A 16,637-nucleotide genomic window follows, 5' to 3' on the forward strand; every position below is an offset into this window, starting at 1 on the left:
TTACCATAAATGGTAATTAAAGTCAGGATAAGGCGGCCGGGAGGGCGCGTCAACGCCGGACCGGACAGGGGAATCCCTAGGTGGGCGAGGGGAGGCGTCCGCCGCCGTCCGGCCGGATCTGGTCCTCCAGCATGCGGGCGACGAAGTCGACGTAGGCGTCCATCATCGTCTCGGCCTGGGGGCCGGTGCCGAACAACGTCTCGATGAGCGGCTGCGCCGTCGAGACGAAGGCCGGCACGCCTATCAATATTAGATGCACGAAGCGCGGATCGACGGCGGGCGGCACGCCCTCCGGAAAGAGCATGGCGGTGATCTCCAGCCCCCGCGCGGTCACGCGCTGGATGGGGGTGGGCGCGCCGGCCTCGTTCCCGGTCCTGGGCGCATGGTAGATCTCGGCCAGCGCCAGCCGCTCGAAATGGGGATGCTGCCGCATGAACTCGAGACGCAGCGTCAGGCGCGCCTTGAGTTGCTCCCGCAGGGAGCCCGGCTGCCGCAGCGCCCGCTCCATGCGGTCCTGCAGCTGGCGCATCAGGAACTCGGTCACCTCGTGCAGCAAACCCCGCAGATCGCCGAAGTAGTAGCGCACCAGCGCCCGGTTCACGCCCGCTTCGGCGGCGATCTCGAGGATGGTGAGTTCTTCCGGGGTGCGGCGCCCGAGCAGGTCCACGGTGCAGTCGATGATACGATCCCGGCCTACCGACTGGCTGTCGACCGGCCGGCCGGCGCCGCGCGGAGCGGGGGCGTCTTTCTTGGTTCGGGGCATGGGGCGGGCCGGCTGCTGGTGGCGACGCGCCATTCTAGTCGGCCCGCCGGTGTGCCCGCCACGGTACGCCCGAGCGGATCTGTCGTTGACAGTCTCGCGCCGTGCACGCTATTATGGCAAGCTCTCTGGAGTCGGCTCGCCCGGGCCGCGCGTTCTTTGATGTGCAGAATTGCAATATCCGGCTGGTACAAATTGCCCGGATGTCTCGCAAACACTGCCTTTCTCAAGAGCCGCGTCGCGGCGTTCCTCCCCCAGCAGGTTTTCATGCCGCACGATCGTGCGGCCCGTGCATGTTCCTCTTCCGGTTCGCCCCGGTTGCGGCTTCCTGCTCGGGGCCGCGCTGCCGGATGGCTTGTTGTAGATGTCTGGGCCTTGTGACGTAGGCCCCAGACCTAACCAAAAGACCCCAAAAGGTTACGGAAGAGGGCTTATGCCAACTATCAGCCAACTCGTGCGCAAGCCGCGCGAATCCAGCCACGCCAAGAGCAAGTCGCCCGCTCTTGAATGCAGCCCGCAGCGTCGCGGCGTCTGCACCCGTGTCTACACCACGACCCCCAAGAAGCCGAACTCGGCTCTGCGTAAGGTTGCGAAGGTGCGCCTGACCAACGGTTACGAAGTCATTTCGTACATCGGCGGCGAAGGCCACAACCTGCAGGAGCACTCGGTGGTTCTGGTGCGTGGCGGCCGGGTGAAGGATCTCCCGGGTGTGCGCTACCACATCGTCCGCGGCTCGCTGGACCTGCAAGGCGTGAAGGATCGCAAGCAGGCCCGCTCGAAGTACGGCGCCAAGCGCCCCAAGAAGGCCTGATCCCCAGGTCTCGCAGCTTTACCCGTTGCGTCGCCGCATCCTGGATTGCAGGAGCGGCACGAGTAAGGGGCCCGTCGGGGCGCAAGCCCAACGTGACAGGCCACGGCCGCAGGCGAAACCCCGCGGTTCAACTGAAGACATAGGAAGTAGAAATGCCTCGTCGTCGCGAAGTACCCAAGCGTGAAATCCTGCCCGATCCCAAGTTCGGCAGCGTTGAACTCGCCAAATTCATGAACGTCGTCATGCTCTCCGGCAAGAAGGCCGTCGCAGAGCGGATCGTTTACGGCGCCCTCGAACAAATCCAGACCAAGACCGGCAAGGACCCCATCGAGGTGTTCGGTCAGGCGATCGGCAACGTCAAGCCCATCGTCGAGGTCAAGAGCCGCCGGGTTGGCGGCGCCAACTACCAAGTGCCGGTTGAAGTGCGCCCCGTGCGCCGCCTGGCCTTGGCCATGCGTTGGGTTCGCGAGGCCGCCAAGAAGCGTGGCGAGAAGTCCATGGACCTGCGCCTGGCCGGCGAGCTGATGGATGCGTCCGAGGGCCGCGGCGGCGCGGTCAAGAAGCGCGACGACACGCACAAGATGGCCGAGGCCAACAAGGCATTCAGCCACTTCCGCTGGTAAGCAGCACTCTTCGTTTCTCAAAGGCCCGCGGCCGATCGCCGCGGGCCAACCAGTCCAGTCACCAAGGAAATCCGATCATGGCCCGCAAGACCCCGATCGAGCGCTACCGCAACATCGGCATCTCTGCGCACATCGACGCAGGGAAGACCACCACCACCGAACGTATCCTGTTCTATACGGGCGTCAACCACAAGCTCGGCGAAGTGCACGACGGCGCCGCCACGATGGACTGGATGGAGCAGGAGCAGGAACGCGGCATCACGATCACCTCGGCTGCCACCACCTGCTTCTGGAAGGGCATGGCGGGCAACTATCCCGAGCATCGCTTCAACATCATCGACACCCCGGGGCACGTGGACTTCACGATTGAAGTCGAGCGCTCCATGCGCGTGCTGGACGGCGCCTGCATGGTGTATTGCGCCGTGGGCGGCGTGCAGCCCCAGTCGGAAACCGTCTGGCGCCAGGCCAACAAGTACGGCGTGCCCCGTCTCGCGTTCGTCAACAAGATGGACCGTACCGGCGCGAACTTCTTCAAGGTCTACGAGCAGATGCGTCTGCGCCTGAAGGCCAACCCGATCCCGCTGCAAGTGCCGATCGGCGCCGAGGACTCGTTCAAGGGCGTGGTCGACCTGGTCAAGATGAAGGCCATCCTGTGGGATGACGCCAGCCAGGGCACCAAGTTCGAATACGGCGACATCCCCGCCGAGCTGGTCGACACCTGCAACGAATGGCACGAGAAGCTGGTCGAGGCGGCCGCCGAGTCGTCCGAAGAGCTGATGAACAAGTATCTGGAATCCGGCGAACTGTCGGAAGCCGAGATCAAGTCCGCCATCCGCCAGCGCACCATCGCCGGCGAGATCCAGCCCATGCTGTGCGGCACCGCCTTCAAGAACAAGGGCGTGCAGGCCATGCTGGACGCGGTCATCGACTACCTGCCTTCGCCGATCGACATCCCCCCGGTCGACGGCACCGACGAGAACGACCAGCCCGTGGTCCGCAAGGCCGACGACAAGGAAAAGTTCTCGGCGCTGGCGTTCAAGCTGATGACGGACCCGTTCGTCGGCCAGCTGACCTTCATCCGCGTGTACTCGGGCGTGCTGGCTTCCGGCGACACCGTCTACAACGCGATCAAGGGCAAGAAAGAGCGCGTCGGCCGTATCCTGCAGATGCACGCCAACCAGCGTGAGGAAATCAAGGAAGTTCTGGCGGGCGACATCGCCGCGGCCGTGGGCCTGAAGGACGTCACGACCGGCGAAACGCTGTGCGATCCGGAATCGATCGTCACGCTGGAAAAGATGGAGTTCCCCGAGCCCGTGATCGCGCAGGCCGTCGAACCCAAGACCAAGGCCGACCAGGAGAAGATGGGCATCGCCCTGAACCGCCTGGCCGCCGAGGATCCGTCGTTCCGCGTGCGTACCGACGAAGAGTCGGGCCAGACCATCATTTCGGGCATGGGCGAGCTCCACCTGGAAATCCTGGTCGACCGCATGAAGCGCGAATTCGGCGTGGAAGCCAACGTGGGCAAGCCCCAGGTGGCCTACCGCGAAACCATCCGCAAGACCTGCGAAGAGTCCGAAGGCAAGTTCGTCAAGCAGTCGGGCGGCCGCGGCCAGTACGGTCACGTGGTGCTGAAGGTCGAGCCCCAGGAAGCCGGCAAGGGCTTCGAGTTCGTCGACGCCATCAAGGGCGGCGTGGTGCCCCGTGAATTCATTCCGGCCGTGGAAAAGGGTTGTATCGACACCCTGCAGGCTGGCGTGATGGCCGGCTATCCGGTGGTGGACGTCAAGGTGACGCTGTTCTTCGGTTCGTACCACGACGTGGACTCGAACGAAAACGCGTTCAAGATGGCCGCCTCGATGGCCTTCAAGGAAGGCATGCGCAAGGCCAACCCTGTGCTGCTCGAGCCCATGATGGCCGTGGAAGTCGAGACGCCGGAAGACTACGCCGGTACCGTGATGGGCGACCTGTCCTCGCGGCGCGGCATGGTCCAGGGCATGGACGACATGGTCGGCGGCGGCAAGATCATCAAGGCCGAGGTTCCCCTGGCCGAGATGTTCGGTTATTCCACCGCGCTGCGTTCCGCGACCCAGGGTCGCGCGACGTACACGATGGAGTTCAAGCACTACGCGGAAGCGCCGAAGAACGTCGCCGACGCAATCATCAGCGCCCGCGCCAAGTAATTGGCGACAGGCAAGTAATCGTTAAATCTCCAGGCAAACTGCAGGAAGAGAGAACATGGCAAAAGGCAAGTTTGAGCGTACCAAGCCGCACGTGAACGTGGGCACGATCGGTCACGTTGACCACGGCAAGACGACGCTGACGGCGGCGATCACGACGGTGCTGTCGAAGCAGTTCGGCGGCGAGGCCAAGGCGTACGACCAGATCGACGCGGCGCCGGAAGAGAAGGCGCGTGGGATCACGATCAACACGGCGCACGTGGAATACGAGACGGAGACCCGTCACTACGCGCACGTTGACTGCCCGGGTCACGCGGACTACGTGAAGAACATGATCACGGGCGCGGCGCAGATGGACGGCGCGATCCTGGTGGTGTCGGCCGCTGACGGCCCGATGCCGCAGACGCGCGAGCACATCCTGCTGTCGCGGCAGGTTGGCGTGCCGTACATCATCGTGTTCCTGAACAAGGCGGACCTGGTTGACGACGCCGAGCTGCTGGAGCTGGTGGAAATGGAAGTCCGGGAACTGCTGTCGAAGTACGACTTCCCGGGCGACGATACGCCGATCGTGAAGGGCTCGGCCCGCATGGCGCTGGAAGGCGACAAGGGCGAGCTGGGCGAGCAGGCGATCCTGCAACTGGCGGCGGCGCTGGACTCGTACATCCCGACGCCCGAGCGTGCGGTCGACGGAGCGTTCCTGATGCCGGTGGAAGACGTGTTCTCGATCTCGGGTCGTGGCACGGTGGTGACGGGGCGTATCGAGCGTGGCGTGATCAAGGTCGGCGAGGAAATCGAGATCGTCGGTATCAAGGACACGGTCAAGACGACGTGCACGGGCGTGGAAATGTTCCGCAAGCTGCTGGACCAGGGCCAGGCCGGTGACAACGTGGGTATTCTGCTGCGCGGCACCAAGCGTGAAGACGTCGAGCGTGGCCAGGTTCTGGCCAAGCCGGGTTCGATCACGCCGCACACGGAGTTCTCGGCCGAGGTGTACGTGCTGTCGAAGGAAGAGGGCGGCCGTCATACGCCGTTCTTCAACGGCTATCGTCCCCAGTTCTACTTCCGTACGACGGACGTGACGGGCACGATCGAGCTGCCCAAGGACAAGGAGATGGTGCTGCCGGGCGACAACGTGTCGATCACGGTCAAGCTGCTGGCGCCGATCGCCATGGAAGAAGGCCTGCGCTTCGCCATCCGTGAAGGCGGCCGTACCGTCGGCGCCGGCGTCGTCGCTAAAATTATTGCTTGATTTTAAGGGTCTCCCTTAAAAAAACGGCCCCACCCAGGACGCCGCGGATCCGGCTCTGCCGGTCCGCCAGCGTCGCCCCCCTGGGGGGGCGCGCGTAAGCGCGTAGGGGGGGTCCAACCTCGCTCTTTAGGACAGTTTCATGAAAAAGCAGAAGATTCGCATCCGCCTCAAGGCGTTCGATTACAAGCTCATCGACCAGTCGGCCGCTGAGATCGTCGAAACCGCCAAGCGCACGGGTGCCGTGGTTCGTGGTCCGGTTCCCCTGCCGACCCGTATCCGCCGCTACGATCTGCTGCGTTCGCCGCACGTCAACAAGACGTCGCGCGACCAGTTCGAGATCCGCACCCATCAGCGCCTGATGGACATCGTGGATCCCACCGACAAGACCGTGGACGCGCTGATGCGCCTGGACCTGCCGGCTGGCGTGGATGTGGAAATCGCTTTGCAGTGACGTGGTATTTGCGCCCGGGGCTTGAAAAGGCCGCCGGGCGCAGGCTATACTAGCCGGCTAGCCCGTGGGTGAGTCCATGGGCTTTTGGCACGTATTTTTGGCACGTATTGATCCGGCGGGGTTTCCCCGGCATTTTTCCCGGGTCGTGCCGCCAGCAATCACTATCGCATCAATGTAGGCGCAGCGCCCTTGGCGTTGCTGTCCGGTGCCGCACTTCGGTGCGACGCCATTTTTAGCCCCGGCCAATCGTAGTCGGGAATGGAGAAAACGATGTCGACCCAATCGACGGCCTCCACGCCAGCCGCATTCCGGCTCGGCCTGGTGGGTCGCAAGGTTGGCATGACCCGCATTTTCACGGACGATGGCGAGTCCATCCCCGTGACCGTGCTGGACGTGTCGAACAACCGTGTGACCCAGGTCAAATCCCCGCAAACGGACGGTTACGCCGCCGTTCAGGTCACGTTCGGTACGCGCCGTGCTTCGCGCGTCACCAAGCCTCTTACCGGCCATTTCGCGAAAGCGGGTGCCGAAGCGGGCAGCGTGCTCAAAGAATTCCGCCTTGATCCGGCCAAAGCGGCCGAGTTCGCTCCGGGCGCAGTCATCACCGTGGAATCCGTCTTCACGGTCGGCCAGAAGGTCGACGTGACGGGTACGACCATCGGTAAGGGCTTCTCGGGCGCGATCAAGCGTCACAACTTCTCGTCGAACCGCGCTTCGCACGGTAACTCGGTGTCGCACAACTCGGCCGGCTCCATCGGTATGGCGCAGGATCCGGGCCGCGTGTTCCCGGGCAAGAAGATGGCCGGCCACTATGGCGACGTCACCCGCACCGTGCAGAACCTCGACGTGATCCGCGTGGACGCCGAGCGCGGCCTGCTGCTGGTCCGGGGCGCCGTCCCGGGCCATGCCGGCGCGAACATCGTCGTTCGTCCCGCTGTGAAAGGAGCCTGAACATGGCAGATCTCAAGCTCCTGAATGACCAGGGCCAGGTCGCTGCGACCGTCAGCGCCCCCGATACGGTCTTCGGCCGCGAATTCAACGAAGCGCTGGTGCACCAGGTCGTTGTCGCCTACCAGGCCAACGCCCGCAGCGGAAACCGCGCCCAGAAGGACCGCACGGAAGTCAAGCACTCCACCAAGAAGCCCTGGCGCCAGAAGGGTACCGGCCGCGCTCGCGCCGGTATGACCTCGTCGCCGCTGTGGCGTGGGGGTGGTCGCATTTTCCCGAATTCGCCTGAAGAAAACTTCAGCCAGAAAGTGAACAAGAAGATGTACCGCGCCGGTGTGCGGTCGATTCTGTCGCAACTGGCCCGCGAAGACCGGATCGCGATCGTCGAGAACTTCGTGGTCGATTCGCCCAAGACCAAGGTGGCCGCCGACAAGCTCAAGAGCCTGGGCTTGAACTCGGTCCTCATCATTACCGATACGGTTGACGAAAACCTCTATCTGGCCACGCGCAACCTGCCGCACGTGGCGGTGGTCGAGTCCCGTTATGCCGATCCGCTGTCGCTGATCCACTACAACAAAGTGTTGATCACCAAGCCCGCGATCGCTCAGCTCGAGGAGATGCTGGGATGAGCAACGACCGTCTGCTCCAGGTTCTGCTGGCTCCGATCGTCTCTGAAAAGAGCACGTTCATCGCCGACAAGAACCAGCAAGTGGCTTTCCGCGTCCTGCAAGACGCCACCAAGCCGGAAATCAAGGCTGCCGTCGAACTGCTCTTCAAGGTGCAGGTCGAGTCCGTGCAGGTTCTCAATACCAAGGGCAAAGTCAAGCGCTTTGGCCGCTTCATCGGTCGCCGCCGCAACGAGCGCAAGGCGTACGTGTCGCTGAAGCCGGGTCAGGAAATCGACTTTGCGCAGGAGGTGAAGTAAATGCCCCTCGTCAAGCTGAAGCCGACTTCCGCCGGTCGCCGCGCGATGGTGAAGGTGGTTCACCCCCACCTGCACAAAGGTCGCCCGCTCGACAGTCTGCTTGAAAAGCAGATGCAGAATGCCGGCCGCAACAACAATGGCCATATCACCACGCGTCATCGCGGCGGTGGTCACAAGCAACATTATCGTGTGGTCGATTTCAAGCGCACCAAGGACGGCATCCCGGCCAAGGTCGAGCGCATCGAATACGACCCCAACCGTACGGCGCACATCGCTCTGTTGTGCTATGCCGACGGCGAACGTCGCTACATCATCGCCCCGCGCGGTCTTGAAGTCGGCGCCACGCTGGTGTCCGGTAGCGAAGCGCCCATCCGCGCTGGCAATGCCCTGCCGATCCGCAACATCCCGGTCGGTAGCACCATCCACTGCGTGGAAATGATCCCCGGCAAGGGCGCCCAGATGGTGCGTTCGGCAGGCGGATCGGCCGTGCTGCTGGCTCGTGAAGGTACCTATGCCCAGGTTCGCCTGCGTTCGGGCGAAGTCCGCAAGGTGCACATCGAGTGCCGTGCGACCATCGGCGAAGTCAGCAACGAAGAGCATGGCCTGCGCCAGATCGGCAAGGCCGGTGCCACTCGTTGGCGCGGCATTCGCCCCACCGTTCGCGGTGTTGCCATGAACCCGATCGACCACCCGCACGGTGGTGGTGAAGGCCGTACTGGCGAAGCCCGTGAGCCGGTCAGCCCCTGGGGCACTCCGTCCAAGGGTTTCAAGACCCGCCGCAACAAGCGGACGAACAATATGATCGTCCAGCGGCGCAAGAAGAAGTAAGCGAGGCGAGCCATGTCACGTTCGATTAAAAAAGGCCCGTTTGTCGACCTGCACCTTCTGAAGAAGGTTGAGTCGGCCACGGCCGGCAAAGACAAGCGCCCGATCAAGACCTGGTCGCGTCGTTCCACGATCCTGCCCGAGTTCATCGGTCTGACGATCGCGGTTCACAATGGTCGCCAGCATGTTCCCGTGTATGTCAACGAGAACATGGTCGGTCACAAACTCGGCGAGTTCGCGCTGACCCGTACGTTCAAGGGTCACGCTGCGGACAAGAAGGCCAAGAGGTAAGCGCGATGGAAACCACTGCGATTGTTCGTGGCGTACGCGTGTCGGCCCAGAAGGCCCGTCTGGTCGCGGATATGATCCGCGGCAAGTCGGTGGCCCAGGCCATCAACATTCTTACGTTCACGCCCAAGAAGTCCGCCGGCATCATCAAGAAGGCGGTCGAATCCGCCATCGCGAATGCCGAGCACAACGACGGTGCCGACATCGACGAACTGAAGGTGAAAACCATCTACGTCGACAAGGGTGCGTCGCTCAAGCGTTTCGACGCCCGCGCCAAAGGCCGCGGCGTCAAGATCGAGAAGCAGACTTGCCACATCGTGGTCAAGGTCGGCAGCTAAGGAGCCACGATGGGACAGAAAATTCACCCGACCGGGTTCCGTCTCTCGGTCAGCCGTAACTGGTCCTCCCGCTGGTACGCCAGCGGTAGCGCCTACGCCGGCATGCTGGCGGAAGACATCAAGGTCCGCGAGTACCTGAAGAAGAAGCTGAAAGGCGCTTCCGTGGGTCGCGTGGTCATCGAGCGTCCTGCCAAGAACGCGCGCGTCACGGTCTACTCGGCTCGTCCGGGCGTCGTGATCGGCAAGAAGGGCGAGGACATCGAGATCCTGAAGGCCGATCTGCAGCGTCTGATGGGCGTGCCCGTGCACGTCAACATCGAAGAGATCCGCAAGCCGGAAATCGACGCCCAGCTGATCGCCGACTCGATCGCCCAGCAGCTCGAAAAGCGCATCATGTTCCGCCGGGCGATGAAGCGCGCCATGCAGAACGCCATGCGCCTGGGTGCCCAGGGCATCAAGATCATGAGCGCCGGTCGCCTGAACGGCATCGAGATCGCCCGTACCGAATGGTACCGCGAAGGCCGTGTGCCGCTGCACACCCTGCGCGCCAACATCGACTACGGCACGTCCGAAGCCGGTACGACCTATGGTCTGATCGGCATCAAGGTGTGGGTCTACAAGGGCGACACGCTGGGCTCGGCCGAGCTGGCCGCCGCCCCTGAAGCAACCAAGGACGAAGAGCGCAAGCCGCGCCGCGGCCCGCGTAACGACCGTCCGGGCAACCGCCCCGGCGCTGGTCGTGGTCGCGGCGGCCGCCGGCCCGAAGGCGAGGCAGCTGCTGCTGCCGCGCCCGAGGGTGGTGCCCGGCGTGCGCCGCGCAAGCCGGCTGCTGACGCGGCCGCGCCTGCCAAAGACGGAGAATAAGCATGCTGCAGCCATCGCGCAGGAAATACCGCAAGGAACAAAAGGGCCGCAATACCGGCCTGGCCACGCGCGGCGCCAATGTCTCGTTCGGCGAATTCGGTCTGAAGGCCACGGGTCGTGGCCGCCTGACCGCTCGCCAGATCGAGTCGGCCCGTCGTGCCATCACCCGCCACATCAAGCGTGGCGGCCGTATCTGGATCCGCGTCTTCCCGGACAAGCCGATCTCGCAAAAGCCCGCCGAAGTCCGGATGGGTAACGGCAAGGGCAACCCGGAGTACTGGGTCGCCGAGATCCAGCCCGGCAAGGTGCTGTATGAAATGGAAGGCGTCAACGAAGAACTGGCGCGCGAGGCGTTCCGCCTGGCGGCTGCCAAGCTTCCGATCTCGACCGTCTTCGTGACGCGTCATCTCGGAACGTAAGGAGATAGCAATGAAGGCAAGCGAACTCCGTTCGAAGGACGCCGGCGAGCTCGGCAAGGAGCTCGAGGGTCTGCTTAGGGCTCAGTTCAGTCTGCGCATGCAGCTGGCTACCCAGCAGCTTTCCAACACCAGCCAGCTCGGCAAGGTGCGCCGCGACATCGCGCGTGTCCGTACCGTGCTGCGCGAGAAAGCCGGGAAGTAAACATGAGCGAAACCAAGCTGAAGCGTACGCTGACCGGTCGTGTGGTCAGCGACAAGATGGACAAGACGGTAACCGTGATGGTCGAACGCCGGGTCAAGCACCCGCTGTACGGCAAGATCGTCGTCCGGTCCGCCAAGTACCACGCTCACGACGAAACCAACCAGTACAAGACCGGTGATCTGGTCGAGATCTCGGAAACCCGTCCGGTTTCCAAGACCAAGGCCTGGTCGGTGGTCCGTCTGGTCGAAGCCGCGCGGATCATCTGATCCCCGCAGGCTGAACGGGCATCGCGAGATGTCCGGCGCAAGGCCGTGGAGGCAACTCCACGGCCTTTTGTTTTGGGTGCCTGCCGGCACGGGCGCAGAGCCCCGTCTTCAGTTGGCCGGTGGAACCGTGTCGCCGCTCGACAGGCGTTGCTCGAACTCGCCTATCCGCGCCGCTTCCGCCTGCAGGCGGGGAACGAGAGCCAGAGCCTGGGCGCGTTCCGCTTCGGTGTGGGCGGTCAGCAGCAGCAAGCTGCCCATGACTTGCCCGTCGACATGGCGTACCGGAACGGCCAGTGCCAGGATGCGGGGATTGCGCTTGCCCACCGTAGCCACGTAACCCTGCTTGCGGATGGTCGCGAGGGCGCTGCGGAATTCCTGCCAGTCCTGACCCAGTCCCGACTCGGCGATCTCGGCCTGCTTCGCCAGGTACAGGGCCCGAATCTGATGCGGAGCCAGGTTGGCCAGGATGGCTTGCGAGCCGGCGCCCTGGAACAGGGGGAAGGCGGATCCACGGCCACGATACAGCGGCATGCGCTCCCCTTCGTGGATGATGTGGCTGGAGCCCACCTGGTGGGTACACAGGACGCGATCGTTGTACAGGGTGCATAGCAACAGCGCCCGGTTGTCGCAGATGTCCGCCATACCTGCCATGACCGACTTGCCGGCGTTGAGCAGCGGATCCGATTGCTGCAGCAGCCTTTCGAGTTCGACGATGCGCGAGCCCAGCGAATAGCGGCCCTTGCCCCGCTGCGCCAGCAGCCCGCGATCGCTCAGTTCCTGCAGGTAGCGATAACAGGTGGAGCGGCCCACGCCCAGCCGGGCGGCAACTACGTCCACCTGGATCTGCAGGTTGTCGGCGGTGAAGAGATCCAGGATGGTCAGCAGCCGGCCGACCGCGCTTTCGCCTGTGGCTGGCGGCGGCGTGGCGTCGGTCGGGATGGGAGGGAGCGCTGCGGGAGAAGGGGAACGGACGGGCATCGGCGGCGGCGGGATCAGGATTTTCCTATGATCGCACAACATCGCACTTCTTCGTAATCGCGGGAATAATAAAAATTCTCTCTTTGACGGAAAAATTTATTTCTCCTAATATGGGAAAAATTTTATCCAACCAAGGAAGCATCATGCGCCGAGAGGAAGTGCTGAAGGACTACGAGGAATATCGGGAACAGGGCCGGATCTGGGGGCAAGTGCCGGTCGAACGTATCACTCGCATCAAGTTTCCCCGTGTCTCGCGGGCGGTCGTGGAGCGTTACCTGGCGCTGCCCGACCTGACCACCACCGTGTCCGACCTGCTGGACGGCTTCGGCGTGTGCGGGGTGGTCGCCGCTTCGCACATCAAGCCGCTGCAAAGCGGCAGAAAGATCGTGGGCCATGCCGTCACCCTGCGCTCCATGCCCGAGCGCAAGACGCCCACGCAGGGCTACCTGGACAAGGAGCCCATCAAGATGTCCACGCGCGAGATCTACTATTTGTCCGAGCCGGGCGACGTGCTGGTGGCCGATTTCGGCGGCGACCTGAACGTCTCGAACATGGGCGGGCAATCGGCGCTGGTGGCCAAGACCCACGGGTTCGCCGGGGCGATCGTCAACGGCGCGGTGCGCGACCTGCCGGCCATCCGCGAGATCGACTATCCGGTCTGGGCCGCGGGCGTGACCCCCATCACCGGCAAGTTCCGGATGGAGGCCATGGAGATCAACGGACCGGTGCGCGTGCACGACATCGTGGTCTATCCGGGTGACCTCATCGTGGCTGACGATTCAGGCATCTGCGTGGTCCCGGCCGAGTTCATCGAGCCTTTGATCGACGAGGCCGAGAAGGTCGGCGGTGCCGAGGACAAGATGCGGGAACTGATCGTATCCAAGGCGCCCATTTCCGAATTGCGCCCCCTTTTCCGCAAGCGCTACGACTGACACCGAACATGGGGACGGCCGCGCGGGCCGTCCCGCGACAAGATCAGGAGACTTTCATGCATCGCTTCGGCATTTTTGCGTCGTTGCTGCTGGCGGCGCCGTTGCCCATGGCGCTGGCCCAACCTTTTCCCTCGGCCCCGGTCAAGCTGGTGGTGCCGTTCGCGCCCGCGGGCGGGACGGACGCCGTGGCGCGCGCCGTGGCGCAGTCGCTGGGCAAGCAACTGGGGCAGTCGGTCATCGTCGAGAATCGGCCGGGAGCGGCCGGGGCGCTGGGGTCGCTGGCCGTGGTGCGGGCGCCGGCCGACGGCTATACCCTCTTGCTGGGCAGCAATGGCCCGATCGCCATCAGCCCCAGCCTTGATCCCAAGCTCCCTTACGACCCTGCCCGGGACCTGCGGCCGGTCGCTGCCGTGGCCTCGGTGCCGTTCATGCTGGTGGCGAACCGCAACCTGCCGGCCAATGATGTGAAGGGGCTGGTGGAACTGGCCCGGCGCAAGCCTGGCGCCATCAATTTCGCTTCTCCCGGCACGGGCACCACCAACCACCTGGTAGGGGAACTGTTCAAGACGATGGCGAAGGTGGAGATGGTCCACATTCCCTACAAGGGCGCTTCGCCGGCGATGAACGACGTCGCCAGCGGGGTGGTGCAATTCATGTCAGGCGACATCAATACCTTGTTGCCCATGATCCAGGGCGGCCGGCTCAAGCCGCTCGCGGTCACGGGTGCCACGCGCAGCAGCCTGGTGCCCGATGTGCCGACCGTGGCCGAGAGCGGCATCGCGGGTTTCGAGGCCACCGGCTGGTTCGGCCTGTTCGCGCCGGCTGCCACGCCGCGACCGGTGGTGGACCGGCTGGCCGCGGCCGTCGCCGCGGCGCTGAAGGATCCGGAGGTAGACGAGCGGATCAAGGCCCTGGGCGGCGCGCCGCTGGAGCTGTCGGGCGACGCCTTCGGCGCCTATGCCGCGAAGGAGCGCGCCAAGTGGAAGCAGGTTATCGACGCCCACCAGATCAAGCCCGACTAGCAGCGGGCCGCCCCGGCGGGCGGCCCGCCGCGGTCAGCGCAGCGTGAAGCTGGCGCGCTTGACGTCCTGGGAATCCAGCCCGATCTGGACCTCGAAGTCTCCGGGTTCCGCCACGTGCTGGAGGCGGGCATCGAAGAACTTCAGGTCGTTCTCGTCGATCTCGAAGCGCACGGTGCGTGTCTCGCCCGGTTCCAGCGCGATGCGCTGGAAGCCCCGCAACTCCTTCACCGGCCGCACGACCGAGGCGGCGGCATCGTGGATGTATAGCTGCACCACCGTCTCGCCGCGCCGCGTGCCGGTGTTCTTCAGGTTGACCTGGGCCCCGAGCTTGCCGCCCCGGGCCATCGTGGCGCTGTCCAGCACGACGTCCGATAGGCTGAAGCCGGTATAGCTCAAGCCGTACCCGAACGGATAAAGCGGCCCGTTCTTTTCCTCGAAGTACTGCGAGGTGTAGTTGCCCGGCTTGCCTTCGACGAAGGGCCGGCCCACGCGGGGATGGTTGTAGTAGGTCGGAATCTGGCCGATCGAGCGGGGGAAGGAGATGGGCAGCTTGCCGGCGGGGTTGTAGTCGCCGAACACGACGTCGGCGATCGCATGGCCGCCCTCGGTGCCGCTGTACCAGGTCTCGAGCAGGGCATCGGCGTTGGCGCTCTCCCATTGCAGGTCCAGCGGCCGGCCGTTCATCAGCACCAGGACCAGCGGCTTGCCCGTGGCCTTGAGCGCATGCAGCAGCGCGCGCTGGCTGGCGGGAATGTCCAGCCGGGTGCGGCTGGAGGATTCATGCGACATGCCGCGCGATTCGCCCACCGCGGCGACGATGACGTCGGCCTGCCTGGCGATGCCGACGGCTTCGGCGATCATGTCGGCGGGCGGCCGCGGGTCCTGGAAGACTTCCTTGTTGTCCCAGTTCAGGAAGTTCAGGTAGTCGACGATGCGCGCATCATCGGTGACGTTGGCCCCTCGCGCGTAGAGCAGGCGGCCCTGGCCGCGCATGGCTTCTTCCATGCCTTGCCGCAGCGTGATCGAGGATTCGCTCTTGCCGGCCGCCGACCAGCTGCCCATCATGTCCAGCGGCGAATCGGCCAGCGGACCGACCAGCGCGACGGTGGCCGTCCTGGCCAGGGGAAGGGTCTGGTTGCGGTTCTCCAGCAGGACCAGCGACTTGCGCGCCAGCTCGCGCGCGTCGGCGCGGTGCATGCGGCTTTCGGCATAAAGGTCGGGCGGATCGTCGGCCGCGGCGCCGATGCGCAGGTAGGGGTCGTGGAACAAGCCCATGTCGTACTTGGCGCCCAGTACGTTGCGCACCGAGCGGTCGATCTCCGCGACGGTGACTTCGCCCGACTTGACCAGGCCGGGCAGCTCCTGCAGGTACAGCGTGTCGGCCATGCTCATGTCCACGCCCGCCTTGATGGCAAGCCGCGCGGCCTCGCGGTCGTCGCGCGCCACGCCGTGGCGGACCAGCTCGGTGATGGCGCCATGGTCGCTGATGGCGATGCCCCGGAACCCCCAGTCCTTGCGCAGCAGGTCCTGCAGCAGCCAGGTGTTGGCGCTGGCGGGGATGCCGTTGATGGAGTTCAGCGCCACCATCACGCCGCCAGCCCCGGCGTCGATGGCCGCGCGGTAAGGGGGCAGGTAGTCCTGGTACATGCGCAGGGGGCTCATGTCGACGACGTTGTAGTCGCGGCCGCCTTCGACCGCGCCGTACAGCGCGAAATGCTTGACGCTGGCCATGATGCTGTCGGCCCGCGCCGGTGACGGGCCCTGGTAGCCCTTGACGGTGGCCCGCGCGATGCGCGAAACCAGATAGGGGTCTTCGCCGAACCCTTCCGAGGTGCGGCCCCAGCGCGGATCGCGCGCGATGTCCACCATGGGGGCGAAGGTCATGTCCAGGCTGTCGGCGGCGGCCTCGATGGCGGACACGCGCGCGGCGCGTTCGATCGCGCCCATGTCCCAGCTCGACGCCAGGCCCAGGCCGATGGGGAAGATGGTCCGGTGGCCGTGCACGACGTCATAGGCGAAGAACAGCGGGATGCGGAGGCGGCTCTTCCTGGCGGCGGCATCCTGCATCATGCGGTTGTCGACATGGATGACCGAGTTGAACGTGCCGCCTATGCGGCCGGCCGCGATCTCCTTGGCGATCTTCTCGCGCGGCATGTCCGGGCCGATGCTGATCAGGCGCAGCTGGCCGATCTTCTCGTCCAGCGTCATCTGCGACATCAGGTCGGCGATGAAGGCATCCTTGTCGTTCAGCAGCGCGGGGTTGGCCGCGGCGCGGGCGCCGCCGGAAGCGAGCAGGAAGGCGCACAGGCCCAGGGCGAGCCGCTTCGCCACCGACCGGCCAGCGGCGCCGGCCGTCCCGCGCGAAGGGCGGGCCAGGGGAGGATGGGGGAGAAGGCGGAATCGATGGGATGAACTTGGCGCCAAGTGGTCGTCCTCCATGGGGGCGGGCCTGGGGAGCGGCGACGCGGGACGCGGCGCCGCGGAAGGTCGCCCGATTGTACGGGTGCACGGCGCGATTCTGCCCTCGTGCGCCCTGGCGCGGCGTCCGGCTGTGATACT

Annotated in this window: 20 protein-coding genes; 17 read left to right on the plus strand and 3 right to left on the minus strand. The window is 64.8% G+C overall.

The genetic code is table 11. The features are described 5' to 3' along the window. Nucleotides 1–76: 76 nt before the first annotated feature. On the minus strand, nucleotides 77–763 hold the full coding sequence (locus ABD104_RS08745; protein ID WP_132980722.1) for a TetR/AcrR family transcriptional regulator: 687 nt from the start codon (nucleotides 761–763) through the stop codon (nucleotides 77–79). A 430-nt stretch (nucleotides 764–1,193) separates the two neighbouring features. On the opposite strand from ABD104_RS08745, the gene rpsL reads away from it, so the two are divergent. From rpsL to rpsQ, 15 genes are all read left to right on the plus strand, one after another. Then, nucleotides 1,194–1,571: a 30S ribosomal protein S12 gene (rpsL, locus tag ABD104_RS08750; RefSeq protein ID WP_087838327.1), complete on the plus strand. Its 378-nt coding sequence runs from the start codon at nucleotides 1,194–1,196 to the stop codon at nucleotides 1,569–1,571. 152 nt (nucleotides 1,572–1,723) lie between these two features. Further along, the gene (gene rpsG / locus ABD104_RS08755) at nucleotides 1,724–2,194 is read left to right on the plus strand and encodes a 30S ribosomal protein S7 (protein ID WP_087838326.1); all 471 of its coding nucleotides are present in this window, start codon (nucleotides 1,724–1,726) and stop codon (nucleotides 2,192–2,194) included. Nucleotides 2,195–2,271: 77 nt separating this feature from the next. Next, nucleotides 2,272–4,374 carry an elongation factor G gene (gene fusA / locus ABD104_RS08760; protein WP_087838325.1) on the plus strand — a complete coding sequence of 701 codons (2,103 nt, stop codon included), beginning with the start codon at nucleotides 2,272–2,274 and terminating at the stop codon, nucleotides 4,372–4,374. A gap of 55 nt (nucleotides 4,375–4,429) precedes the next feature. Continuing rightward, a complete protein-coding gene (gene tuf / locus ABD104_RS08765; protein WP_087838324.1) occupies nucleotides 4,430–5,620 on the plus strand; it encodes an elongation factor Tu in 1,191 nt (396 codons plus the stop codon). A 139-nt stretch (nucleotides 5,621–5,759) separates the two neighbouring features. After that, on the plus strand, nucleotides 5,760–6,071 hold the full coding sequence (rpsJ, locus tag ABD104_RS08770; RefSeq protein WP_087779994.1) for a 30S ribosomal protein S10: 312 nt from the start codon (nucleotides 5,760–5,762) through the stop codon (nucleotides 6,069–6,071). 258 nt (nucleotides 6,072–6,329) lie between these two features. Then, nucleotides 6,330–7,022 carry a 50S ribosomal protein L3 gene (rplC, locus tag ABD104_RS08775; protein WP_087838323.1) on the plus strand — a complete coding sequence of 231 codons (693 nt, stop codon included), beginning with the start codon at nucleotides 6,330–6,332 and terminating at the stop codon, nucleotides 7,020–7,022. A 2-nt stretch (nucleotides 7,023–7,024) separates the two neighbouring features. Next, entirely contained in the window at nucleotides 7,025–7,648 is a 624-nt protein-coding gene (rplD, locus tag ABD104_RS08780) for a 50S ribosomal protein L4 (protein WP_087838322.1), read from the plus strand. Then, nucleotides 7,645–7,944 (plus strand): 50S ribosomal protein L23, encoded by a 300-nt coding sequence (rplW, locus tag ABD104_RS08785; RefSeq protein ID WP_087779997.1) that lies wholly within the window; start codon nucleotides 7,645–7,647, stop codon nucleotides 7,942–7,944. The genes rplD and rplW overlap by 4 nt, the downstream gene beginning before the upstream one ends. Continuing rightward, nucleotides 7,945–8,772, plus strand: coding sequence for a 50S ribosomal protein L2 (gene rplB, locus ABD104_RS08790; protein WP_087838321.1), 828 nt, complete (start codon nucleotides 7,945–7,947; stop codon nucleotides 8,770–8,772). It abuts the gene before it with no gap. 12 nt (nucleotides 8,773–8,784) lie between these two features. Next, nucleotides 8,785–9,060, plus strand: a complete 276-nt coding sequence (rpsS, locus tag ABD104_RS08795) for a 30S ribosomal protein S19 (protein ID WP_087838320.1) — start codon at nucleotides 8,785–8,787, stop codon at nucleotides 9,058–9,060. Between the two features lie 5 nt (nucleotides 9,061–9,065). Next, nucleotides 9,066–9,395, plus strand: a complete 330-nt coding sequence (gene rplV / locus ABD104_RS08800; RefSeq protein ID WP_087838319.1) for a 50S ribosomal protein L22 — start codon at nucleotides 9,066–9,068, stop codon at nucleotides 9,393–9,395. 9 nt (nucleotides 9,396–9,404) lie between these two features. Next, the gene (rpsC, locus tag ABD104_RS08805) at nucleotides 9,405–10,259 is read left to right on the plus strand and encodes a 30S ribosomal protein S3 (protein ID WP_087838318.1); all 855 of its coding nucleotides are present in this window, start codon (nucleotides 9,405–9,407) and stop codon (nucleotides 10,257–10,259) included. Between the two features lie 2 nt (nucleotides 10,260–10,261). Beyond that, nucleotides 10,262–10,678, plus strand: a complete 417-nt coding sequence (gene rplP, locus ABD104_RS08810; RefSeq protein WP_087780002.1) for a 50S ribosomal protein L16 — start codon at nucleotides 10,262–10,264, stop codon at nucleotides 10,676–10,678. Between the two features lie 10 nt (nucleotides 10,679–10,688). After that, a complete protein-coding gene (gene rpmC, locus ABD104_RS08815) occupies nucleotides 10,689–10,880 on the plus strand; it encodes a 50S ribosomal protein L29 (protein ID WP_087838317.1) in 192 nt (63 codons plus the stop codon). A 2-nt stretch (nucleotides 10,881–10,882) separates the two neighbouring features. After that, complete coding sequence (gene rpsQ / locus ABD104_RS08820) at nucleotides 10,883–11,146, plus strand: 30S ribosomal protein S17 (protein WP_087838316.1); 264 nt, start codon at nucleotides 10,883–10,885, stop codon at nucleotides 11,144–11,146. Between the two features lie 108 nt (nucleotides 11,147–11,254). On the opposite strand, the gene ABD104_RS08825 is transcribed toward rpsQ, so the two are convergent. Next, nucleotides 11,255–12,124 (minus strand): IclR family transcriptional regulator, encoded by an 870-nt coding sequence (locus tag ABD104_RS08825; protein ID WP_343927391.1) that lies wholly within the window; start codon nucleotides 12,122–12,124, stop codon nucleotides 11,255–11,257. Nucleotides 12,125–12,267: 143 nt separating this feature from the next. Between ABD104_RS08825 and ABD104_RS08830 the strand changes: the two genes are divergently transcribed. Together ABD104_RS08830 and ABD104_RS08835 are read left to right on the plus strand one after the other, a co-directional pair. After that, complete coding sequence (locus ABD104_RS08830) at nucleotides 12,268–13,056, plus strand: RraA family protein (protein WP_087838314.1); 789 nt, start codon at nucleotides 12,268–12,270, stop codon at nucleotides 13,054–13,056. A gap of 56 nt (nucleotides 13,057–13,112) precedes the next feature. Further along, nucleotides 13,113–14,078, plus strand: a complete 966-nt coding sequence (locus ABD104_RS08835; protein ID WP_343927392.1) for a Bug family tripartite tricarboxylate transporter substrate binding protein — start codon at nucleotides 13,113–13,115, stop codon at nucleotides 14,076–14,078. A 33-nt stretch (nucleotides 14,079–14,111) separates the two neighbouring features. On the opposite strand, the gene bglX is transcribed toward ABD104_RS08835, so the two are convergent. After that, the gene (gene bglX / locus ABD104_RS08840; protein ID WP_425543321.1) at nucleotides 14,112–16,517 is read right to left on the minus strand and encodes a beta-glucosidase BglX; all 2,406 of its coding nucleotides are present in this window, start codon (nucleotides 16,515–16,517) and stop codon (nucleotides 14,112–14,114) included. Nucleotides 16,518–16,637: the final 120 nt, after the last annotated feature.

Origin of the sequence: Pigmentiphaga daeguensis, assembly GCF_039523035.1 — a bacterium.
Classification (GTDB): domain Bacteria; phylum Pseudomonadota; class Gammaproteobacteria; order Burkholderiales; family Burkholderiaceae_B; genus Pigmentiphaga; species Pigmentiphaga daeguensis.